General features: G+C 60.2%; 17 protein-coding genes. 2 read left to right on the top strand and 15 right to left on the bottom strand.

What is annotated here, in order from left to right; genetic code table 11:
- The 8 genes from ACUXUR_RS20750 to ACUXUR_RS20715 form a co-directional block, all read right to left on the bottom strand.
- Positions 1-425, bottom strand: a 425-nt coding sequence (locus tag ACUXUR_RS20750; RefSeq protein WP_445504258.1) for a PAS-domain containing protein, incomplete at its 3' end; no start/stop codon positions are given.
- 493 nt (positions 426-918) lie between these two features.
- A complete protein-coding gene (locus tag ACUXUR_RS20745; protein WP_445504257.1) occupies positions 919-1,533 on the bottom strand; it encodes an alkylhydroperoxidase domain protein in 615 nt (204 codons plus the stop codon).
- Between the two features lie 14 nt (positions 1,534-1,547).
- Entirely contained in the window at positions 1,548-2,213 is a 666-nt protein-coding gene (locus tag ACUXUR_RS20740) for a CMD domain protein (protein ID WP_445504256.1), read from the bottom strand.
- 35 nt (positions 2,214-2,248) lie between these two features.
- Positions 2,249-3,295, bottom strand: a complete 1,047-nt coding sequence (locus tag ACUXUR_RS20735) for a putative FMN-dependent luciferase-like monooxygenase (protein ID WP_445504255.1) — start codon at positions 3,293-3,295, stop codon at positions 2,249-2,251.
- Positions 3,292-4,983, bottom strand: coding sequence for a dipeptide ABC transporter ATP-binding protein (locus ACUXUR_RS20730; RefSeq protein ID WP_445504254.1), 1,692 nt, complete (start codon positions 4,981-4,983; stop codon positions 3,292-3,294). The genes ACUXUR_RS20735 and ACUXUR_RS20730 overlap by 4 nt, the downstream gene beginning before the upstream one ends.
- Positions 4,980-5,894 (bottom strand): ABC transporter permease, encoded by a 915-nt coding sequence (locus ACUXUR_RS20725; protein ID WP_445504253.1) that lies wholly within the window; start codon positions 5,892-5,894, stop codon positions 4,980-4,982. The genes ACUXUR_RS20730 and ACUXUR_RS20725 overlap by 4 nt, the downstream gene beginning before the upstream one ends.
- A complete protein-coding gene (locus ACUXUR_RS20720) occupies positions 5,891-6,835 on the bottom strand; it encodes an ABC transporter permease (RefSeq protein ID WP_445504252.1) in 945 nt (314 codons plus the stop codon). Before ACUXUR_RS20720 ends, ACUXUR_RS20725 begins: the two co-directional genes overlap by 4 nt.
- A gap of 84 nt (positions 6,836-6,919) precedes the next feature.
- Positions 6,920-8,584 carry a TIGR04028 family ABC transporter substrate-binding protein gene (locus tag ACUXUR_RS20715; protein ID WP_445504251.1) on the bottom strand — a complete coding sequence of 555 codons (1,665 nt, stop codon included), beginning with the start codon at positions 8,582-8,584 and terminating at the stop codon, positions 6,920-6,922.
- Positions 8,585-8,893: 309 nt separating this feature from the next.
- Between ACUXUR_RS20715 and ACUXUR_RS20710 the strand changes: the two genes are divergently transcribed.
- A complete protein-coding gene (locus tag ACUXUR_RS20710) occupies positions 8,894-9,361 on the top strand; it encodes an Lrp/AsnC family transcriptional regulator (RefSeq protein ID WP_445504250.1) in 468 nt (155 codons plus the stop codon).
- Between the two features lie 255 nt (positions 9,362-9,616).
- Here ACUXUR_RS20710 and ACUXUR_RS20705 read toward each other — a convergent pair whose 3' ends face one another.
- From ACUXUR_RS20705 to ACUXUR_RS20675, 7 genes are all read right to left on the bottom strand, one after another.
- Complete coding sequence (locus ACUXUR_RS20705; protein ID WP_445504249.1) at positions 9,617-10,717, bottom strand: 5-methyltetrahydropteroyltriglutamate--homocysteine S-methyltransferase; 1,101 nt, start codon at positions 10,715-10,717, stop codon at positions 9,617-9,619.
- A 25-nt stretch (positions 10,718-10,742) separates the two neighbouring features.
- Positions 10,743-11,477 carry an ABC transporter ATP-binding protein gene (locus tag ACUXUR_RS20700; RefSeq protein WP_445504248.1) on the bottom strand — a complete coding sequence of 245 codons (735 nt, stop codon included), beginning with the start codon at positions 11,475-11,477 and terminating at the stop codon, positions 10,743-10,745.
- Positions 11,470-12,222: an ABC transporter ATP-binding protein gene (locus ACUXUR_RS20695; RefSeq protein ID WP_445504247.1), complete on the bottom strand. Its 753-nt coding sequence runs from the start codon at positions 12,220-12,222 to the stop codon at positions 11,470-11,472. Before ACUXUR_RS20695 ends, ACUXUR_RS20700 begins: the two co-directional genes overlap by 8 nt.
- A 1-nt stretch (position 12,223) precedes the next feature.
- Positions 12,224-13,258 (bottom strand): branched-chain amino acid ABC transporter permease, encoded by a 1,035-nt coding sequence (locus ACUXUR_RS20690; protein ID WP_445504261.1) that lies wholly within the window; start codon positions 13,256-13,258, stop codon positions 12,224-12,226.
- A gap of 19 nt (positions 13,259-13,277) precedes the next feature.
- Entirely contained in the window at positions 13,278-14,132 is an 855-nt protein-coding gene (locus tag ACUXUR_RS20685) for a branched-chain amino acid ABC transporter permease (RefSeq protein WP_445504246.1), read from the bottom strand.
- 65 nt (positions 14,133-14,197) lie between these two features.
- A complete protein-coding gene (locus ACUXUR_RS20680) occupies positions 14,198-15,373 on the bottom strand; it encodes an ABC transporter substrate-binding protein (RefSeq protein ID WP_445504245.1) in 1,176 nt (391 codons plus the stop codon).
- Between the two features lie 164 nt (positions 15,374-15,537).
- Positions 15,538-16,407, bottom strand: a complete 870-nt coding sequence (locus tag ACUXUR_RS20675) for a Bug family tripartite tricarboxylate transporter substrate binding protein (RefSeq protein ID WP_445504244.1) — start codon at positions 16,405-16,407, stop codon at positions 15,538-15,540.
- Positions 16,408-16,726: 319 nt separating this feature from the next.
- Between ACUXUR_RS20675 and ACUXUR_RS20670 the strand changes: the two genes are divergently transcribed.
- Positions 16,727-17,614: a LysR family transcriptional regulator gene (locus ACUXUR_RS20670; RefSeq protein WP_445504243.1), complete on the top strand. Its 888-nt coding sequence runs from the start codon at positions 16,727-16,729 to the stop codon at positions 17,612-17,614.
- The last annotated feature ends 169 nt before the right edge of the window (positions 17,615-17,783 follow it).

The raw sequence follows: 17,783 nt of genomic DNA, 5'->3' as shown, positions 1-17,783 counted from the left end.
ATCTCATGCGCTTGGCGCAGCGACTTTTCGTTTTGTTTCAGGGCCGTGATGTCGGCACCGACGGACAAAATCCATCCATTCGGCAGGATCGTATGGTCCATCCAGAACCACCGACCGTCGACAAGATCGGTCTCGAAGGACTTGCGGGGCACGCTTCGGCGCCGCGGCAGGGTTCGGGCAATGAACGCCTCGACATCATTGTCATCGATCCTCACGCCAAGCCCGTTCCTGTGGGCGTGGCGAAGGATCTCGGTGAAGGTGAAGGGCCCTCCGAATCCTCCCAGAAACATGCCCTGGTAGGTCTTGTTGGCGTACCGCAGGGTGTCATCGGCATCGAAGAGGGAAACCGCCTGCCCGCTTTCGGTCAGAGCCTCCACAAGGAACCGAAGCGCCTCATCATCGAGATTAGGAACGAACTTAGCCATGAGCACCTGGAACAGGACAGAGAGGAAACGGCAGACCTGCCGGCCGGCACCACTGCTGTCGAAGCAACTTCGGCAGCAGTGGCAAGCCTCATGACTAATATCGGATACGGAGCAGCTTGTAAGGTGCCTGGAGGCGGTTCACACCGGTTTGGAACGGGCCATGGGGACCGGATCTGCGGGGGAACAGATGCTCGCTTTCCGGTGACGGTTCGCGCGCTTCAGAATCCCGGTGCTGCGGTCCGACAGGGGCTCCTGGCGTATCGGACTGGCCTTCATACGGTACGCCGGAACCGTCCCGACCCACTGGGCGGGGTCGATTGCTCGATTACCAGGAGAGCAGGAACGGCGAGGTTTCTCCTGCACGGTTTGTTCGACGCTCGGCAACCGCTCTAAAGCTACGCTTCAATCGATCCATAGCCTACAATCCAAAAGGCCTTCGAGCTCCGGATACATCGGCGGCGCAAGACAAATCCGCTCCAGGATGAATCTGACGTCATGATGAAGTTTTGCTTGAGGGCGCCGGCTCCCCAAGAGACAGCATCAATCGGTTTGCCCAGTTGAAGAAGGCGGCGCCGTTGATGACGTCCACGATCTCAAGATCGCCCAAGCCATTCCTGCGCAGCTCCTCGATCTGCGCCTCGCCAAAATCGAGGGGCGTCGCAGTGAGCGCCACGGAGGCGTCGATGATGGCGTCCCAGAGCGGATCGACACGCGCATCCACACCCTCATCGAGAAGGCGCTGAATGTCACTGCTCCGCTTTGAATATTGCGTCGCAAAGCGCGAATGAACGGAGGCGCAGTAAATGCAGCCATTGGACCGCGAGGTTGCGGTTGCAGCAAGCTCTCGCTCGGCTCGCGGCAGGCCATTGCTCGTGTTGTAGAAGATATCCTTATCGGTCTTCGTTCTCGCCTGAAGGACATCGGGATCGCGCGCAAGCAGCAGGAAATAAGGCGACTTGGCGCGCGACGGATCGACAAGACCCGTCCAATGTCTTTCCGTCAGCTGATCTGCAGGGAACGGCTCCAGCCACGGCAGCCATCCCAGTTCATCCTGAGTGAAGGCAGAAGGCTCGCGATTGTCAGGATAGGTCAGAGCTTTCTCGGTCATGGAAGTCGTTTCCTTTAAAGAGCGCCGGAAGCCAGAAGAGCCGTGAACACAGGTGCCTCGTTGGATGAGGCCGACGTGTGATTTGACGTGGCGGCAAGAACACGCAGGCCGGCGACGACGCGGATCTGGAATGAAAGAAAGGCCACGAGTTGCGACAGGGTCACGATGTCGGTTGTCGACCACCCGGCATCGAGCATCTTCTGCAGGGCTTCGGGATTGGCGTCACGGGGATGGAACACCAACAGGTGCGCATGCTGCAGGGCCGCAATCAGCCGAGCCCCGAGGACCTCCTCGTGTCCTGCAAAGACGCGATAATCGGCCCCCTCTTCATCCTCGGCCGAGAGCGGCCCCTCCGGGTAGCGGCCATAAGGCCCCTTTGCCAAACCCCGCGCGATCTCGGCATCCACGACATCGGCAATGTCGGGGCGATCGAGCTTCTGAAGCGCGGCGGCATAAAAGTCCGCGACGACGCTTTGTCGATGGAGGCCCGCCACGAACGTTGCCACTGCATAGCGCTCAAGCGCGGAAACATTGCCGGGATAGTCAGGATCGAAGAGGGCCGAGTAACTCTTCTGTGCATTCTCTCGCGCCTGAGAGCGCTGGGAGCGGAGTTCATCCAGATGTGAGCCGGGTTGGATCCCGGCCAGGTGATCGATGATATCGAAGCTGATGGTGCTCATGATTCTTCTCCCGCTTCTGTTGATTGAGTGCTGCTTCAGCGCACGAGGGCGACACGCTTTTCGGTCTTGGCCAGCGGTCTCTGCCAACCGAGGGCCGGCGCCACCTCGCTGGCGATGAGTTCGATGGAACGCAGGATGTCGTCGTGAGGTGGATCAACCGAGTGAACCTGGAAGACGATATCCGTCACGCGCGGCAGCGTCGTATCCTTGCTCAGGCTTTCGATGACGTCTTCGGGTGTGCCCACATGCGTATCGAGGGCGGTGATGAGATCGGCCAGCGTATCGCCGGGGATCACGTGCCCTTTGGCGGCAAAGTCCTTGGCGACGCGGCGCAAGCCGGTCTCCGCGAGGCGAAGCGCGTCTTCGCGCCTGTCCGCCACGAAAAGTGAGCGAGAGGCCATGATGCGCGGCGCTTTGCCAGGAGAAAGAGCCTCGAGATAAGCATCGATGATGGGATGCTGGATCTCCGGAAGAGTTGCGTTCGGCGAATCCTTCGGCCGGGGCTGCGTGCGCGAGAGCATGAGACCGTCCCCGGCCTTTCCGGCCCGAACGCCACCCCAAGTGGAAAAGGTCGCCTGCCAGACCCGGTCGTTCAGATAAGGGGCTGCAGGATAGAGGGAATCGCCGCCTTCCAGAGGTTTGCCGTTCCAGGCGTCGCGAACGAGCGCAAGGGCGCGTTCGTAGATCTCCGAGCGATTGGCACTATCGAGGCCGAATGCCGTGAAGGACGACGGTGTGCCGCCCGTTCCGACACCGACTTCCAAGCGATTGTCGGAGAGAAGATCGAACACCACGGCATCTTCCGCCGCGCGGATCGGATTTTCGAGCGGCAATGTGACGACGCCGGTGCCGAGACGGATCTTTGACGTTTGCGCAGCAACATGTGCCAGGAAGACGAAGGGAGACGGCAGGCCGCCTTCAGCCTCATGGAAATGATGTTGGGCCACCCAGGCCGTGTCGAAGCCCTGCCGCTCGGCGTGAATGATCTGCTCGGCTGCCAGACGGTAGCGCTCGCCTGCGCTGCCTTCATCCAGAAGACGGGTAAAGAACCCGAGCCGCTTCGGTTGCGATGGTGTGGTCATTGGCTTGCTCCATTCAGAACCGGGTTTTCAAGGAAGGCGTTGCGCTGTCCAGGGATCGCGGCAATGAGTTCGCGCGTATAGGCGCTGCCGGGGCGCTGAAACACGCGCTCCACGGGCCCTCCATCAACCAGACGACCATTATGCAGAACGGACACCGTATCCGAGATCTGCCGCACGACGGCGAGATCGTGAGAGATGAAGAGGTAGGTCAGACCGAGCGCCTGCTGCAGCTCGTCGAGGAGCTTAAGGATCTGCGCCTGCACCGTGACGTCGAGAGCTGAGACTGCCTCGTCCAGCACGAGAACCTTAGGCTCGAGCACGAGCGCACGGGCGATAGCGACACGCTGCCTTTGCCCGCCTGAAAGGGCATGCGGCTTGCGAATTAAAACGGCGTGGGGAAGACCGACCTGGTCGAGGATGGCTTCAACCTTTCGCACCCGATCTCCTCTCGGCAGTGGATCGAAATTGAGCAGCGGCTCCTCGATCGCCTGAAAGATCGTCTGGCGCGGATCGAGCGAGGTAAAGGGATTCTGGTAGACGAGCTGGATCGTCTTGCGAAACCGGCGGAGATCCTCTCCCCGCAGGTTCGTGACATCGATCCCATCGACCAAGATTCGCCCCGAGCCTGGCTTATTGAAGCCGACGATGCTGCGGGCCGTCGTCGTCTTGCCCGACCCGGATTCCCCGACGATGGCGTGCGTCGTTCCTCTTCGGATGGTGAACGAGACGTCATCGACCGCTCTGAAGACCCCTCGGCCGCCGCTAAGGTGAAAATCCTGAACGAGGTTCTCGACGATGACGGCATGGTCGGCGTCGGCGAACGACCCATCCTTCACGCGTGAGACATGGCGGCCCTTTCCCAGCGAGGGCGCATCCGCCAGGAGCTTGCGCGTGTAGTCGCTGCGTGGCGCAGCCAGCACTTCGTCGGCGGGTCCTTGCTCCTGAATTCGCCCGTTCTTCAGCACGACGATCCGGTTGGCGCGGTCGGCTGCTACACCCAGATCATGCGTCACAAGCAGAACGGCCGTACCGTATTCGTCCCGCAGCTCATCGAGGAGGTCGAGAATGCGCTTCTGCACCGTCACATCGAGAGCGCTCGTCGGCTCGTCCGCGATGATCAGCGCCGGCTTCAAGGCAATGGCGATCGCGATCAGGACACGCTGGCGCATGCCGCCTGACAGTTCATGCGGGTATTGCTTGGCGCGCAGCTCCGGCTGGGAGAGTCCGACACGGGCGAGAAGCTCGATGACGCGCGCCTCGATTTCCGCCCCCCTGCCCTGCCGGTGAATCTGCAAGACTTCCGCCACCTGCTCACCGATGGTCTTGACCGGATTGAGCGAGCTTGTCGGATCCTGCGGGATCAGGCTGATCCTACTGCCGCGAATGCTGTCGAGCCGCTTTTGCGGCCATCCTGCGATATCCGTTCCGTTGAGGCGGATGGAGCCGGATTCCACACGGCCGTTCTGGGCGAGAAGCCCGATCACGGCTTGCGCGGTCGTCGTTTTGCCCGACCCGGATTCACCGACGAGAGCCACCACTTCGCCCGGGCGCACCTGGAGCGAAACATTGTGAACGACACGGCGATCCTCGCCGTGGCTGCGATAGGAGACAGCCAGATTGCCGATGTCGAGAACCGGAACGTCCGATGACCTCGAAGCGGGAGAATTGATATCGAAAGCCGTGCTCATGTCCGCACCTTTCCGAAAGACTGGCTGATGCGGTTCGCGGACAGGACCACGAGGATCACAACGAGGCCGGGGACTGTGGTGAGCCACCAGGCCCGGGCGATATAGTTGCGCCCCTCAGCGATCAGCAGCCCCCATTCCGGCGTCGGCGGAGGCGCGCCGTAGCCGAGGAAGCCCAAAGTAGAGATGGTGAGGATGGCCCAGCCGAATTGCAGGGCGGCGAAGGCGATGACGGAGGTCAGCGAGTTCGGCAGAATATGGCGCCACAGCACACGACTGAAAGTTCCGCCGCTGCCGAAGGCTGCCTCCACATAATCGCTGGCACGCACACGCACCACCTCGGACCGCGCGAGCCGCGCGAAACTGGCAATAGAGGTGACACCCACCGCAATCGCTGCATTGACGGTGCCGAAGCCCAGCAGGATGACGATGCTGAGCGACAGGAGAAGCTGCGGGATCGACAGCAGCACATCGACGCCGCGCATGATCACGCCATCCACCCTGCCGCGAGCGGAACCGGCAATGAGGCCCAGGGACGTGCCGACGAGAAGGCCGACACCGACAGCAACGAAGGCTCCGGACAGCGACTGACTTGCGCCATAGATGATGCGCGCCAGAAGGTCGCGACCAAGAGCGTCGGTGCCGAGCCAATGCTCGGCACTGGGGGCGCGCAGTTGCTGGCGCGCCACCCCGACGGTGCCGCTATAGCTCGTGAACCATGCCGGAAAGAGCGCCCACAGGACAACGACGGCGATTACGAACCATGAGGCGACGAGGCCAGGTTGAATGCCCCTGGCCCTCGCGAGCAACCCTGCTCCTGCCAGTGTCAGAGATGAGCGGAAGGAGGATGAGCTTTCCAGAAGGCCTGCATCACCACGCAGCAGGCTTCGTCCCGTTGTGTTGAGCCCGCTCATGCGGCAACTCCTTTTTGAGCCCTGAGGCGCGGATCGAAGATGGGATAGAGAAGATCCACCGTGAGATTGATGAGAACGAAGGCCGCCGCCGAGAAGACGACGAGCGCCTGAAGCACCGCGATGTCCTGGCTGCTCACGGCATGTTGCGTGAGGCTGCCGATCCCATTGAGACCGAAGACCGCCTCCGTGACGACAGCGCCGGCGAGAAGCTCGCCGAAGAGAATGCCGCCAATCGTGAGGGTCGGCAGAACGGCATTCTTCGCCACATGCTTCCACGCCACCCAGCCATGGGACGCTCCCTTCGCACGAGCAACGGCGACGAAGGGCTCGGTTAGAGCGCGATCGATGTTGCGCATCAGCACTTGAGCGAGGGGCGCCGATATCGGAACGGCGAGCGTCAGGACCGGGAGGATGAGCACTTCCCAGGGGCCGGGATTAATAACGGAAATGAGTTTCAGCTGAAACGAGAAGACCTGGATCAGCAGGATGCCAAGCCAGAAGACCGGCGTTGAGATGAAGAGCGACGGGATGGATTGAAAGAACGCGCGCAGCCAGGGAAGCGGGAGCAGCACGGAAACAAATGAAATGGAAATGGCCAGGATCACGGCCAGCAGAAATCCGAAAGTGGCAAGCCACAGGGTCGGCGGCAAATTCGCCAGGAGCAGAGCGCTGACGGGAACGCCAGCCTGAACGGAGTAGCCGAAGCGGCCGGTCAGGAAGTTCCCGATCGTGTGCAGATACTGAGACCAGAGCGGCGCATCGGCTGCGTATGAAGCTCGGATATCCGCGATCTGCTCCGGCCCCAACCCCAGCTCAGGATTGAGGAACTTGATGAGAATGGCATCGCCCGGCAGCGCCTGGAGAAGAATGAAGGAAACCGTGAAGGCTGCCCACAGAACGACAAGGGCCTGCCCGGTCCGTCCGATCACATATCGCGACATGAGACATCCTGTCTAAGAAAACGGAAGGTGATCCGCCTTGCGGCCGGATGTCTTTTTCGACACCCGGCCGGTTTGCTTGGGGCGTCAGCGGCGGGGTGCCAGCCAGATGTTGTAGAAGCTAGGGCGTCCGACAGCCTCGAAGGACACGCCTTTCACGTAAGGCGCAGCGGCGAAGGCCTGCGGCTCCTCGAAGATCGGAATGGCGTAGGCCTGATCAATCACGTAGCTCTGCACGTCACCGGCAATCGCGAGGCGCTTGGTCCGGTCGGGCTCAGAGGCGAGGTTTTCCAGAAGGCCATTCAGCTTGTCGTCAACGAAGGATTGAACCTTGTCGCTGTTGCCGCCCTTCTGCAGCAGCACGTTGCGATTGGTCGGGTAGTACTGGCTCTTGATCACATCGGGATCGGCTCGGCCGACCATCGCCGGAGAAACCGGCGCCTTGGCGGGATCAAGATTGTTCACCGTCGCGCTGCCGGAATCGGCGGTGAGAACGTTGAGCTTCACGCCGACTTTGCCCCATTGCTGCGCAACCAGCTGCAGCGTTTCCTTGTTCTGCGGCTGCGGCAGAGATTCGTAGGCCGAGAGCTCGAGCGTCTGCCCGTCCTTCTGGCGCAGACCGTTCGCTCCCACTTTCCAGCCGGCCTCATCGAGAAGCGCATTCGCCCTCTCAAGATCGTAAGTGAGCTTCGAGGAGAGATTCACATAGCCGAGCGCAGTCTTGGCGATGATCGAAGTAGCCTTCGGGTAATGGGCCGAGAACAAGGTCGAGACGATCTCGTCCGTATTGGTGGCATGCAGCAACGCGCGACGCACGCGGACATTAGCCACCAGCGGGTTGTCGGGACGGAAGACGACGCTGTTGTTCACGCCGCGCGTGGACGGTGCGTAGATCAAATAGCCTTCATCCTCGACCTGCTTCTCGTCATAGGCCTGGATCTGGCGGATGACGTCAGCCTGGCCTGCGAGCAGGGCGCCGATGCGCACGCTGTCTTCAGGCGTGACGATATACTTGATGCCGTCGAGGTAAGCGCGCCCCTGGTGGGAGAGCTTTGCAGGACCCCAATTGTAATCGGCGCGGGCTTTAAGCGTGAGCTCGCGTCCAAGGATTTCACTCGCAACCACGAAGGGGCCCGACCCGATGATCTTGGTCGCATCCCCTAGAGCCTCGTAGGGCAGCGCCAGAGTCGCCGGAGAGACGAGGCCGGAACCGATGACGGATGTTCCCTGCAGGAAGCCGGGCGACGGCTTCTTGAAATAGAATTTGACCGTATAGGGATCGATGACCTCGCTGCGATCGTAGTTGTTGATCACTTCGGAGATCGGAAGCTTCAGCTCCTTGTTGCCGCGCCCGAAGGTGTCATAATTCTTGGCCACGGCAGCGGCATCGAGCGGCGCGCCATCCGAGAACGTTACCCCTTTCCGGATCTTGAACGTGTACTCGGTGGCGTCGGCATTGACCGTCCACGATTCCGCAATCCACGGTTCGATCTCAAGAGATTGTGGGTTCTGATAAGTCAGCTTGTCCGTAATCTGATTCAGAATGCCGCCGTTGGGATAGAAGCCGCCCGCCGGAGGATAGAGGTTCGTGTGGGCCTGCTGCTCGAGATAGATCAGCGTACCGCCTTTGACCGGTGTCTCATCCGCGCCGGCTGCCCTTGCCACAGCGGCCCAGCCGGCGGCTCCTGCCAGCAACGTGGCCCCGAGCAACGCGAGGCCAGCTCTGTTTCTGAAACGAGATGTAAGTGACATGGTGCTTCCCTGCCTGTGCTTTGAGCCTGACTGACCCTTGAATTATCCAGGCGGAAACCTTGAAAAGGCAACGGGAACGTTCTTTTTTTAGAACAGGCCGCACAAGCAAAATATTCTCCACTCACGAGCAACCGGAGAAGAATTTATTATTTGCTCAGCTTTCTAGCTCCACAACCGTGCCAGCGGCGCGGCTGATCAGGCCTTGATTCATCCAGGATGTTCTTTATAAAGAACCGAATAGGAAGGAGAACGATAGGCTCCAAAAGGTCGGCCTTTCGAGAGTTTTCTTCTACCAGACCGGGATCGGGCATGGACGCGACGGACACGAAAATCCTGATGCTCTTGCAAGAGAATGCCAATATCTCGATCGCAGAGCTCGCTCAAAGAGTGAACCTGTCGCAAACGCCATGCTGGAAGCGCGTGCAGCGCCTCGAGGCAACGGGCGTCATCCAGAAGCGTGTTGCCCTTCTGGATCCGGAGAAGGTCGGATTCGGGCTGACGGTGTTCGTTTCCATCCAGATCTCCGATCATTCAGGAGAATGGCTGCAGCGCTTTGCAGATGTCGTCTCTGCGATGCCGGAGGTGATGGAATTCTACCGCATGGCTGGAGACGTCGATTACATGTTGCGTGTCGTCGTGCCGGACATGGCGGCCTATGACAACTTCTACAAGCGCCTGATCGATGCAATCCCACTCAAGAACGTGACGTCGCGCTTCGCCATGCAGCGGGTCAAATCCACGACCGCCTACAATCTCGCACCCGCGATGGGTCACTGACAGGTCATGCCGGAGGCTGCGCGACAGGGACTCCGGCCAGGGCCTTATCGTCGGGAAAATCCATGAAGTGCTTGGAGAGGCCCGTCTAAGAACTCTTACAGCAGGGGACCCGGCCACGAGAAAGTCAGTCTTCTCCACTGACCGCGAAGCAACGAAAGCCCCTCTTCCTTGCAGCCTGAGGCCCATCGAGGCGCGATCTCGAATCTGGAATCGATCCGAGATCGTCAACGGCGATGCACTCAGTTCTCGCGCAGATCAGCCCCAGACTTCCTTGGCGACTTCGACGATCATACGCAGCTTCGCCCACTGTTCTTCCTCTGCGAGGATATTGCCCTCCTCGGTCGAAGCGAACCCGCATTGAGGGGAAAGGCAAAGCTGGTCGAGATCGGCATACTTGGTCGCCTCATCGATCCGGCGTTTGATATCGTCCTTGCTCTCGAGGGTGCCTGTCTTGGAAGTGACGAGGCCCAGGACGACGATCTTGCCCTTGGGGAGGTAGCGCAGGGGCTCGAAGCCGCCGGCCCTGTCCGTATCCCATTCCATGAAGTACCCGTCGACCGGCATGGCGTTGAACAGCGTATCGGCGACAGGCTCGTAACCGCCCGATGCAATGAAGGTGGAGCGGAAATTGCCCCGGCACAGATGCATCGTAATCGTCAGATCATCGGGCTTGTCCTTCAAAGCCTCTCGCACCATGCCGGCATAGATGTCGGGCTGCTTCCCCGGGTCATCGCCTCGCTGGCGCAACATCTCGCGCTGATCGGGATCGCACAGATAGGCGAAGGATATGTCGTCCAGCTGGAGATAACGACAGCCGGCATCGTAGAAGGCGTGCACGGCCTTGTTGTAAGCCGCGCCGACATCGGCATAGAATTGATCCATGTCCGGATAGACGCCCGCATTCATCATCTTCCGGCCACCGCGATAATGGAGCATGCTCGGGCCCGGGATCGTCATCTTCGCGACACGGCTTGCATTGTCTTTCACGAAGCGGAAATGCTCGATCATCGGGTGTCCGGAAAACCCGACCTTTCCCGTGATCCGAAGCGCCTTGGTGATCCCAATTCCTCCTTTGAAATTCATACCTGAATCGGCCTCGATCGAGGTCACGCCATCAAGGTGCTCCAGAAAATCGAAATGCCAATAAGCGCGGCGAAATTCCCCATCCGTGACGGCCTGAAGACCAACGCCTTCCTGCCTCTGGATGACCGTGCGGATCTCCTCGTCTTCGACTTCCTTCAAGGTTGCGTCAGAGAGTGTGCCCTGGTGATGCCTGTGCCGCGCCTCCTTCAGCCTCTCAGTTCGCAGAAGGCTGCCGACCATATCGGCCCGGAAAGGTGGTCTGGTGCGTTGCATGGGCTGTTCCTCCGGCTGTGTTGCTTTAATGACGGGCAGCTTGGCGTGGCTTCTTCTTGGCCGTCACTCCCAAATGCTGCTCGAGGGGAGCTGGATTCTCAATAAGAGATCGACTCGGTCCCGCGTGGACAATCGTACCGCGATCAAGGATGACCGCGCTATCCGTTACGCTTAAGATCTTTTGGGCATGCTGCTCGACCACAATGGCAGACATGCCCTCATCGCGGATGATGCGCTTCAGGGCAGCCAGCAATTCTTCAATGATGATGGGTGCAAGACCCTCTGTCGGCTCATCCAGCAACATGAGCTTCGGGTTGAGCACGAGCGCGCGTGCAATCGCCAGCATCTGCTGCTCGCCGCCTGAGAGCTGATTGCCCATGTTGGAGCGACGCTCTTTCAGGCGCGGAAACATCTCGTAGACCCGTGCCAGAGTCCAAGTCCCTGGGCGGGCGACAGCCGTCAGGTTCTCCTCAACCGTCAGTGACTTGAAAATATTGCGCTCCTGCGGCACCCAGCCGATGCCGGCAAGCGCTCGTTTGTCCGGACACGCGCCGGTCAGATCCTTGTCCGCGAGAGCAATTGTGCCGCCTCTATGACGCGTAACCCCAATGATCGTGTTGATCAGGGTGGTCTTGCCGGTTCCGTTTCGCCCCAGCACCGCGAGCGACTCGCCTGGCTGCAGACGCAGGTCGATCTTCGAGATGACGATGGCGTCGCCATAACCTGCGGAGACCTGTTGCAGATTGAGAAGCTCACTCATCGATATCTTCCCCGAGATAGACCGCCCGTACTTTGGGATCGGATGAGACCTCCTCAACGGTGCCCTCGGTGAAGAGAGCGCCATTGACGAGAACGGAGATTCGGTCAGCGAAGCTGAAGACGAGATCCATGTCATGCTCGATCAGCAGCACCGAGACATCGCGAGGCAGAGCCGCCACCGTCGCGAGCAGCTCCTTACGCTCCGCCTCCGGCACACCGGCGGCGGGCTCGTCGAGCAGCAGAACCCGCGGGCGGCAAGCAAAAGCCACGGCGATTTCAAGAAGGCGCTGCTTGCCATATGCCAGGTTCGAGGTACGCTCATCGAGCACATCGGTAAGGCGAAAGCGCTGAGCGACCTCAACGATCTCGTCAACGATATCACGCTTGCTGCCGGTGACACGCCACCAGTCGCGCCCTCCCCCCATGCGCTCCGACACCGCGAGACCGATGGTCTCGAGCGGGGTCATGGCCGGAAAGAGCTGGTTGATCTGGAATGTCCGGGCAAGACCTCGCTGGACACGATGCTCGGGTCGCATGCGCGTGATGTCAACTCCTTCCAACAGGATCTGCCCTGAGGTCGGCGTCAGCACGCCGGTCAGAAGATTGATGAAGGTCGTCTTGCCCGCGCCGTTCGGGCCGATGAGCGCATGACGCGCGCCCTGCTCCAGTCGGAATGTGACATTGTCGGTCGCGGTGAGTCCGCCGAAGCGCTTCACGAGGCCTCTGGTTTCAAGAGCTGCCCCCATATCAGACCCCCTGCGCCTTTGTGGCCGGCAACGCTTGCGGACGGTCGGCTGCAAGACTTCTCGGGCGCGGCCACAGCGCTTTGACCCTGTCCGTCAGGCGCTCGCGTCCCACGAGAACGAGCACCACCAGGATCGATCCGATCCAGAATTGCCAATATTGCGGCGTCCAGGCCGAGAGGATGTCCTGTAAGACTTTGAAACCGACAGCACCGATGAGGCCGCCATAGAGATAGCCGACCCCTCCGATCACCAGGATCAGCATGACATCGGCGGAGCGATGAAAGGCGAGCACATCGAGCGACACGAACTGTGTCGTCTGCGCCAGCAGAGCGCCGGCCACGCCCGCGTAAGCCGCCGCAAGCGTATAGATCGCCACAAGACGGCGGTTGACTGGAATACCGACCGCGCGGGCTCTGAGCGGATTGTCGCGGATCGAGCGCAGCGAAAGGCCGAAGGGCGAGACGACGATCCTGCGCGCGAGAATGAAGAGCACGAAGGTCACCATGAGGCTATAGGCATAGGCTGTCGTTCCGAAGATATCGAATTCGAACAGGCCAAGGAGCGGTCCCATCGTAATACCCTGAAGACCGTCGGCGCCGCCCGTCAGCCAGGAGGCCTGATTGGCGATCTCGCTGAGGACAAGAGCAACGCCCAATGTCACCATCAGCTTCGTCAGGTCCGTTCCCCGAAGGACGAGAAAGCTTGTGGCGAAACCGAGAAAGGCCGCAGCAACCGCTGCCCCTCCCAATCCGAGGAAAGGATCGGCAAAGCCGTGTTTCGCCATGATACCGGCGGCATATGCGCCAAGCCCAAAGAAAGCCGCATGGCCCAGCGAGACAATGCCTGCATAGCCGAGGATGAGATCCAAGGAGAGAGCGAACAGACCGATGATCGCAGTTTCGTTGAGGATCAGATGGCGTTCGGGCAGGAAGAAGAGGGTCGCTGCCGCCGCAAGCCAGAAAGCGGTCTCAGCAATGCCCCACCGGGCCTTCCGGCTCAAGCTCCTGCGGACGAAGTCAGCCGTATTGAGCGGCATCGAGGCTTTTTCAATCTGATCAGCGCGCACGAGCAAAGAGTCCTTGGGGGCGAAGAATGAGAACGGCAATCATGAGGGTGTAGATGACGAAAGCGCCGAGACTCGGAACGTAATATTTGCCCGCAACGTCGGCGATGCCGAGAAGCAGGGAGGCGAGGAAGGGGCCGGTGATGCTCGTCGTTCCACCCACCGTTACGACGATCAGAAAATAGATCATGAACTTCAGTGGGAAGGTGGGATCGAGCCCTAGGATTTCCGCGCCGAGCGCCCCGCCCAGTCCGGCAAGGCCTGAGCCAACCGCAAAGGTCGCGGCGAAGATCACGCTCACATTGATCCCGAGCCCACGGGCGACACGCGGATCATCGACGGCGGCCCGCAGGCGGCTGCCGAACCGGGTCCTGGTCAGGATGAGCTGCAGGGCGACAACGAGCACGCCGCAAATCGCGATGATGAAGCTGCGGTAGAGACCAATCTGGATGCCGAGTACCGCGACACGTCCCTGAAGCCAACTCGGAAGCTGGATCAGTTGTTGCTGCGAGCCCATGCTGTAATCCACAGCGGCAACGGCCATGAAGACCAGCCCGATCGAGAAGAGAACCTGGTCGAGATGACTCCGCGAATAGAGCTGCCTGTAGAGGGCTCGCTCAAGCACGAGGCCTACGAACGCGGGGAGAATAAATGCGAGCGGAAGCGTTGCGAGGAACGGCACGCCATAGCGGTTCATCAGAACGGCCGTCACATAGCCGCCAGCCATCGCAAAGGCGCCATGGGCCAGATTGACGAAGTTCATCAACCCGAGCGTCACGGTCAATCCGCAGGCCAGCACGAACAGCAACATGCCATAAGCGATGCCATCGAAGAGGATAGTCAGCACCGTTCTCTCCAGAAATGCCTGAGGAAGCGTTGACTTGCGGCAGCGCTTCCGGAGCTTTGGTTCGATCAGTTGGACTTGGCGGCTTTCACCGGGTCCTTGACGTTCGCGATCGTGGTAAACTCGACATTGTAGAGTTCGCCATTCACACGTTCGACCTTGCGCACATAGATATTCTGGATGATGTCCCGGGTCTGCGGATCGATGGAAACCGGTCCACGCGGGCTCGTCCAGCTCATGCCTTTCATGGCATTGATCAGCGCCTCGCCCCCTGTCCCATTGGTCTTCTTCAGACCCTCGTAGATCAGGTGCATGCCGTCATAGCCGCCGACTGCCATGAAGTTCGGGCGCATTCCGTTATTGGCCTTCTTGAATGCCTCGACGAAGGCCTTGTTCTCCGGGCTGTCATGGGCTGCGGAATAATGCTGCGTCGTAATGGCACCGAGAGCCACATCGCCCATGCCGTTCAGAATATCGTCATCGGTCACGTCACCGGGACCGATGAGCTTGATGCCGCTCTTGTCGAGGCCGCGCTCGACGAACTGCTTCATGAACTGCGCGCCGACGCCTGAAGGCACGAACACGAAGAGCGCGTCGGGCTTTGCATCGGCAACCCTCTGCAAGAAGGGTGAGAAGTCGGGATTGGCGAGCGGAACGCGTAAGCTCTCGACTTGCCCCCCCTTGGCACCGAAGGCGCCGGAGAATGCCTTCTCCGCATCGATGCCGGGGCCATAGTCGGATACGAGCGTAACGACTTTCTTGATACCGTTCTGAGAGGCCCAATCTGCCATCGGCACGGTGGCCTGCGGCAGCGTAAAGCTGGTGCGGACAATGTAGGGCGAGGCCTCCGTGATCGTGGCGGTGGCGGCCGCCATGACGACAGCCGGAACTTTCGCCTGAGTGGCAAGCGGCGCGGATGCGAGCGCGAGCGGCGTCAGGCCGAAGCCTGCGATCACGCCCACCTTGTCATTGACGATCAGTTCCTGCGCCAAGCGCTTGGTGACGTCGGCAACACCCGTATCGTCCTTGACGATCAGCTGGATCTTCTTGCCGGCAACCGCATCGCCGTTTTGCTGCATATAGAGCTTCGCCGCCGCTTCGATCTGTCGGCCCGTCGAAGTGAAGGGGCCCGTCATCGGCAGGATCAGGCCGATCTTCATGGTTTCTTGAGCCACTGCCGGTCCTCCGAAGGCCAGCATGGCCACTGCAGCGCCGGCTGCAGTTAGAACAGTTCTACGTCGCATGGTTCTTCCTTCCCTCTTGGCATTTTTGCCTTTTGATTCGGTTCCGATGCATCTCGCGATACGTTGGCGGCGGGCGACCTGCCATCAGGTCCATCCATTGATAAGATTGCGTGTTCCGCCGACTTTTCCATGGAATCTGCAAGCCCAAGCCGTTCCGTCACGAATTATTCAGGTTTAATCCCGGTTCGCTTCAGGAGGTCTCCCCACCGCACCATCTCCTTGGAGATATGTTCACGGAACTCTCCTGGGGTATTCGTCCAGACTTCGGCCCCTTCCAGGGACAAGCGCTCGGCGATCTCGGGAGCCGCTAATGCGGTTTTGATCTCGCTGTTGAGGCGGCCGACAATTTCCTTCGAAGTTCCCGCCGGCACTAGGATTCCATACCACTGGGAGGCCTCGAAGCCGGGATACCCCGTCTCCGCGACCGTGGGAACATTCGGTGCAGCCTTGAGACGATTGGAGCCTGAAACGGCAAGCGCGCGCATTGTGCCGGCTTCGACATGCTGAATCAGGTTGGGCGCACCCGTGAACGTGAGCTGCACGCGTCCCCCGAGCAGATCTGTCACGGCAGGTGCCGTTCCACGATAAGGGACGTGCGTCATCGTTATGCCCGCCCGGTCGCAGAGCGCCACCATGGCGATATGTGCGGCACTGCCGTTGCCACCCGATGCATAATTGAGCTTGCCGGGGTTCTGCTTGGCGTAGTCGATCAGTCCCTGAAGTGTCTTGGCCGGAACGTCCGGGTGGACGACAAGCATGTTGTGCACGTTTGCGATGCCGCTCACCGGTTCGAAGCTCGTGAGAGGGTCATAGGTCAGCTTCGGGTAGAGCGCGGGGTTCACCGCAAGCGTGCCGATATGGCCCATCACCAAGGTGTAGGCGTCCGCAGGGGCGCGTGCCACCGACCCCACCCCGACGGAGCCTCCTGCTCCCGGTCGGGACTCGACAATCACGGGACTCTTGAAAGCGGCTTCGAGTCTCTGCCCCAGAAGGCGCGCCAGAATGTCGGTCGAGCCGCCCGGTGTAAAAGGCACGACCAGCGTGATGTTTCTGCTTGGATAGGTTTGAGCCTCCGTCCTGGATAGGCTGCGGTAACGGTCATTGCCGCCGCTCCTAAAAGCATGTGACGGCGTGTGACGTCCGAGCGTATCGAGCCTTTGGACAAGTACTCAGGCATTCCCAATCTCCTCCCAAGCATCCGCCAGTTCATAGCCGCGCGATATCTGCCTTAGGACGCCAGCAAATAAGACCTGAAGCAAATGGTTTATTTTGCACAATTAATGAATATATCTCATATGCAAGGAACGCTGGACCAACCCCGTGCAAGGGGGAGAATCCCTGCTGGAGCTTTGAATGCGCATCGATTTTCTCGGCCTTCGCGCCTTCGTCGCGATCGCGGAACGCGGCAGCTTCCAGCACGCTGCCGCGCACCTGAACCTATCGCAGACAGCGCTCAGCCACCGGATTCGCAAGCTGGAAGAAGACCTCGGTGTCAAACTGCTGTCGCGAACGACACGGGAGGTCTCGCTGACGCAGGCAGGCCTCAATCTATTGCCCAAAGTCAAGGAAACGATCGAGAACCTCTCGGTCTCTCTGGATGAGCTTCGGCGGGAGGGGCGAAGCCGCCAGGAGATGCTCGCCATCGGCTGCCTGCCGACCGTTGCATCAGGCCGGTTGCCACGCGTTTTGCAGCATTTCCAGGCGCAGCACCCGGATGTGTTCGTCCGGATCTACGACAACTCCGCCACCGAGATTGCCGATCTCGTCCAGGCCGGTACGGTGGAGTTCGGCATCACGATCGTGGCGGCCCATCGCTGGGATTTCGACATCGAGATGCTGATCAAGGATTCCTTCGTCCTCGTATGCCCGGAGGATCACCCGCTGGCCTCGCAATCGTCTTTAAGCTGGTCCGACCTTGCCGAAGAACCGCTGATCAGGATCAGCTCTCGCGCCGGCAACAGGATCATCATCGACGATGCATTAGGAAGCCGGCGGGAATCCCTGTGCTGGCGCCTCGAGGCCCAGCATATTCAAACCGCAATCGCCCTGGTCCGGTCCGGCGTGGCGCTGACCGTCGTGCCCCGCCTCTCGCTCGATACGTTTGACGAGCGGGGGCTCAAGCTCATCTCCTTGAAGAATCCGAGCATCACACGCCAACTCGGAATCGTGTCCAAACGAGGCGTCCCTCTGTCGCCCCTCGCTGACGAACTGCGCAGGATTATCGTTCGAACCTTTGCGTGAGAGATAATGGCGGGCCTGAGAGTATTCGTCGGCCCGCATCGCCGTTCATGAATCAAATTCACAAAAAGTCCCAAACAAACCATTTGTTGCACTTAAACAGCTGAGGCACGTTGATGGCACCTGTTCACCATCGGGTGGGAGAAGGACAATTCAACTGCGCGTTCCATGC

The organism is Microvirga medicaginis (assembly GCF_052658925.1).
This window is presented reverse-complemented; position numbering and strand designations above follow the sequence as displayed.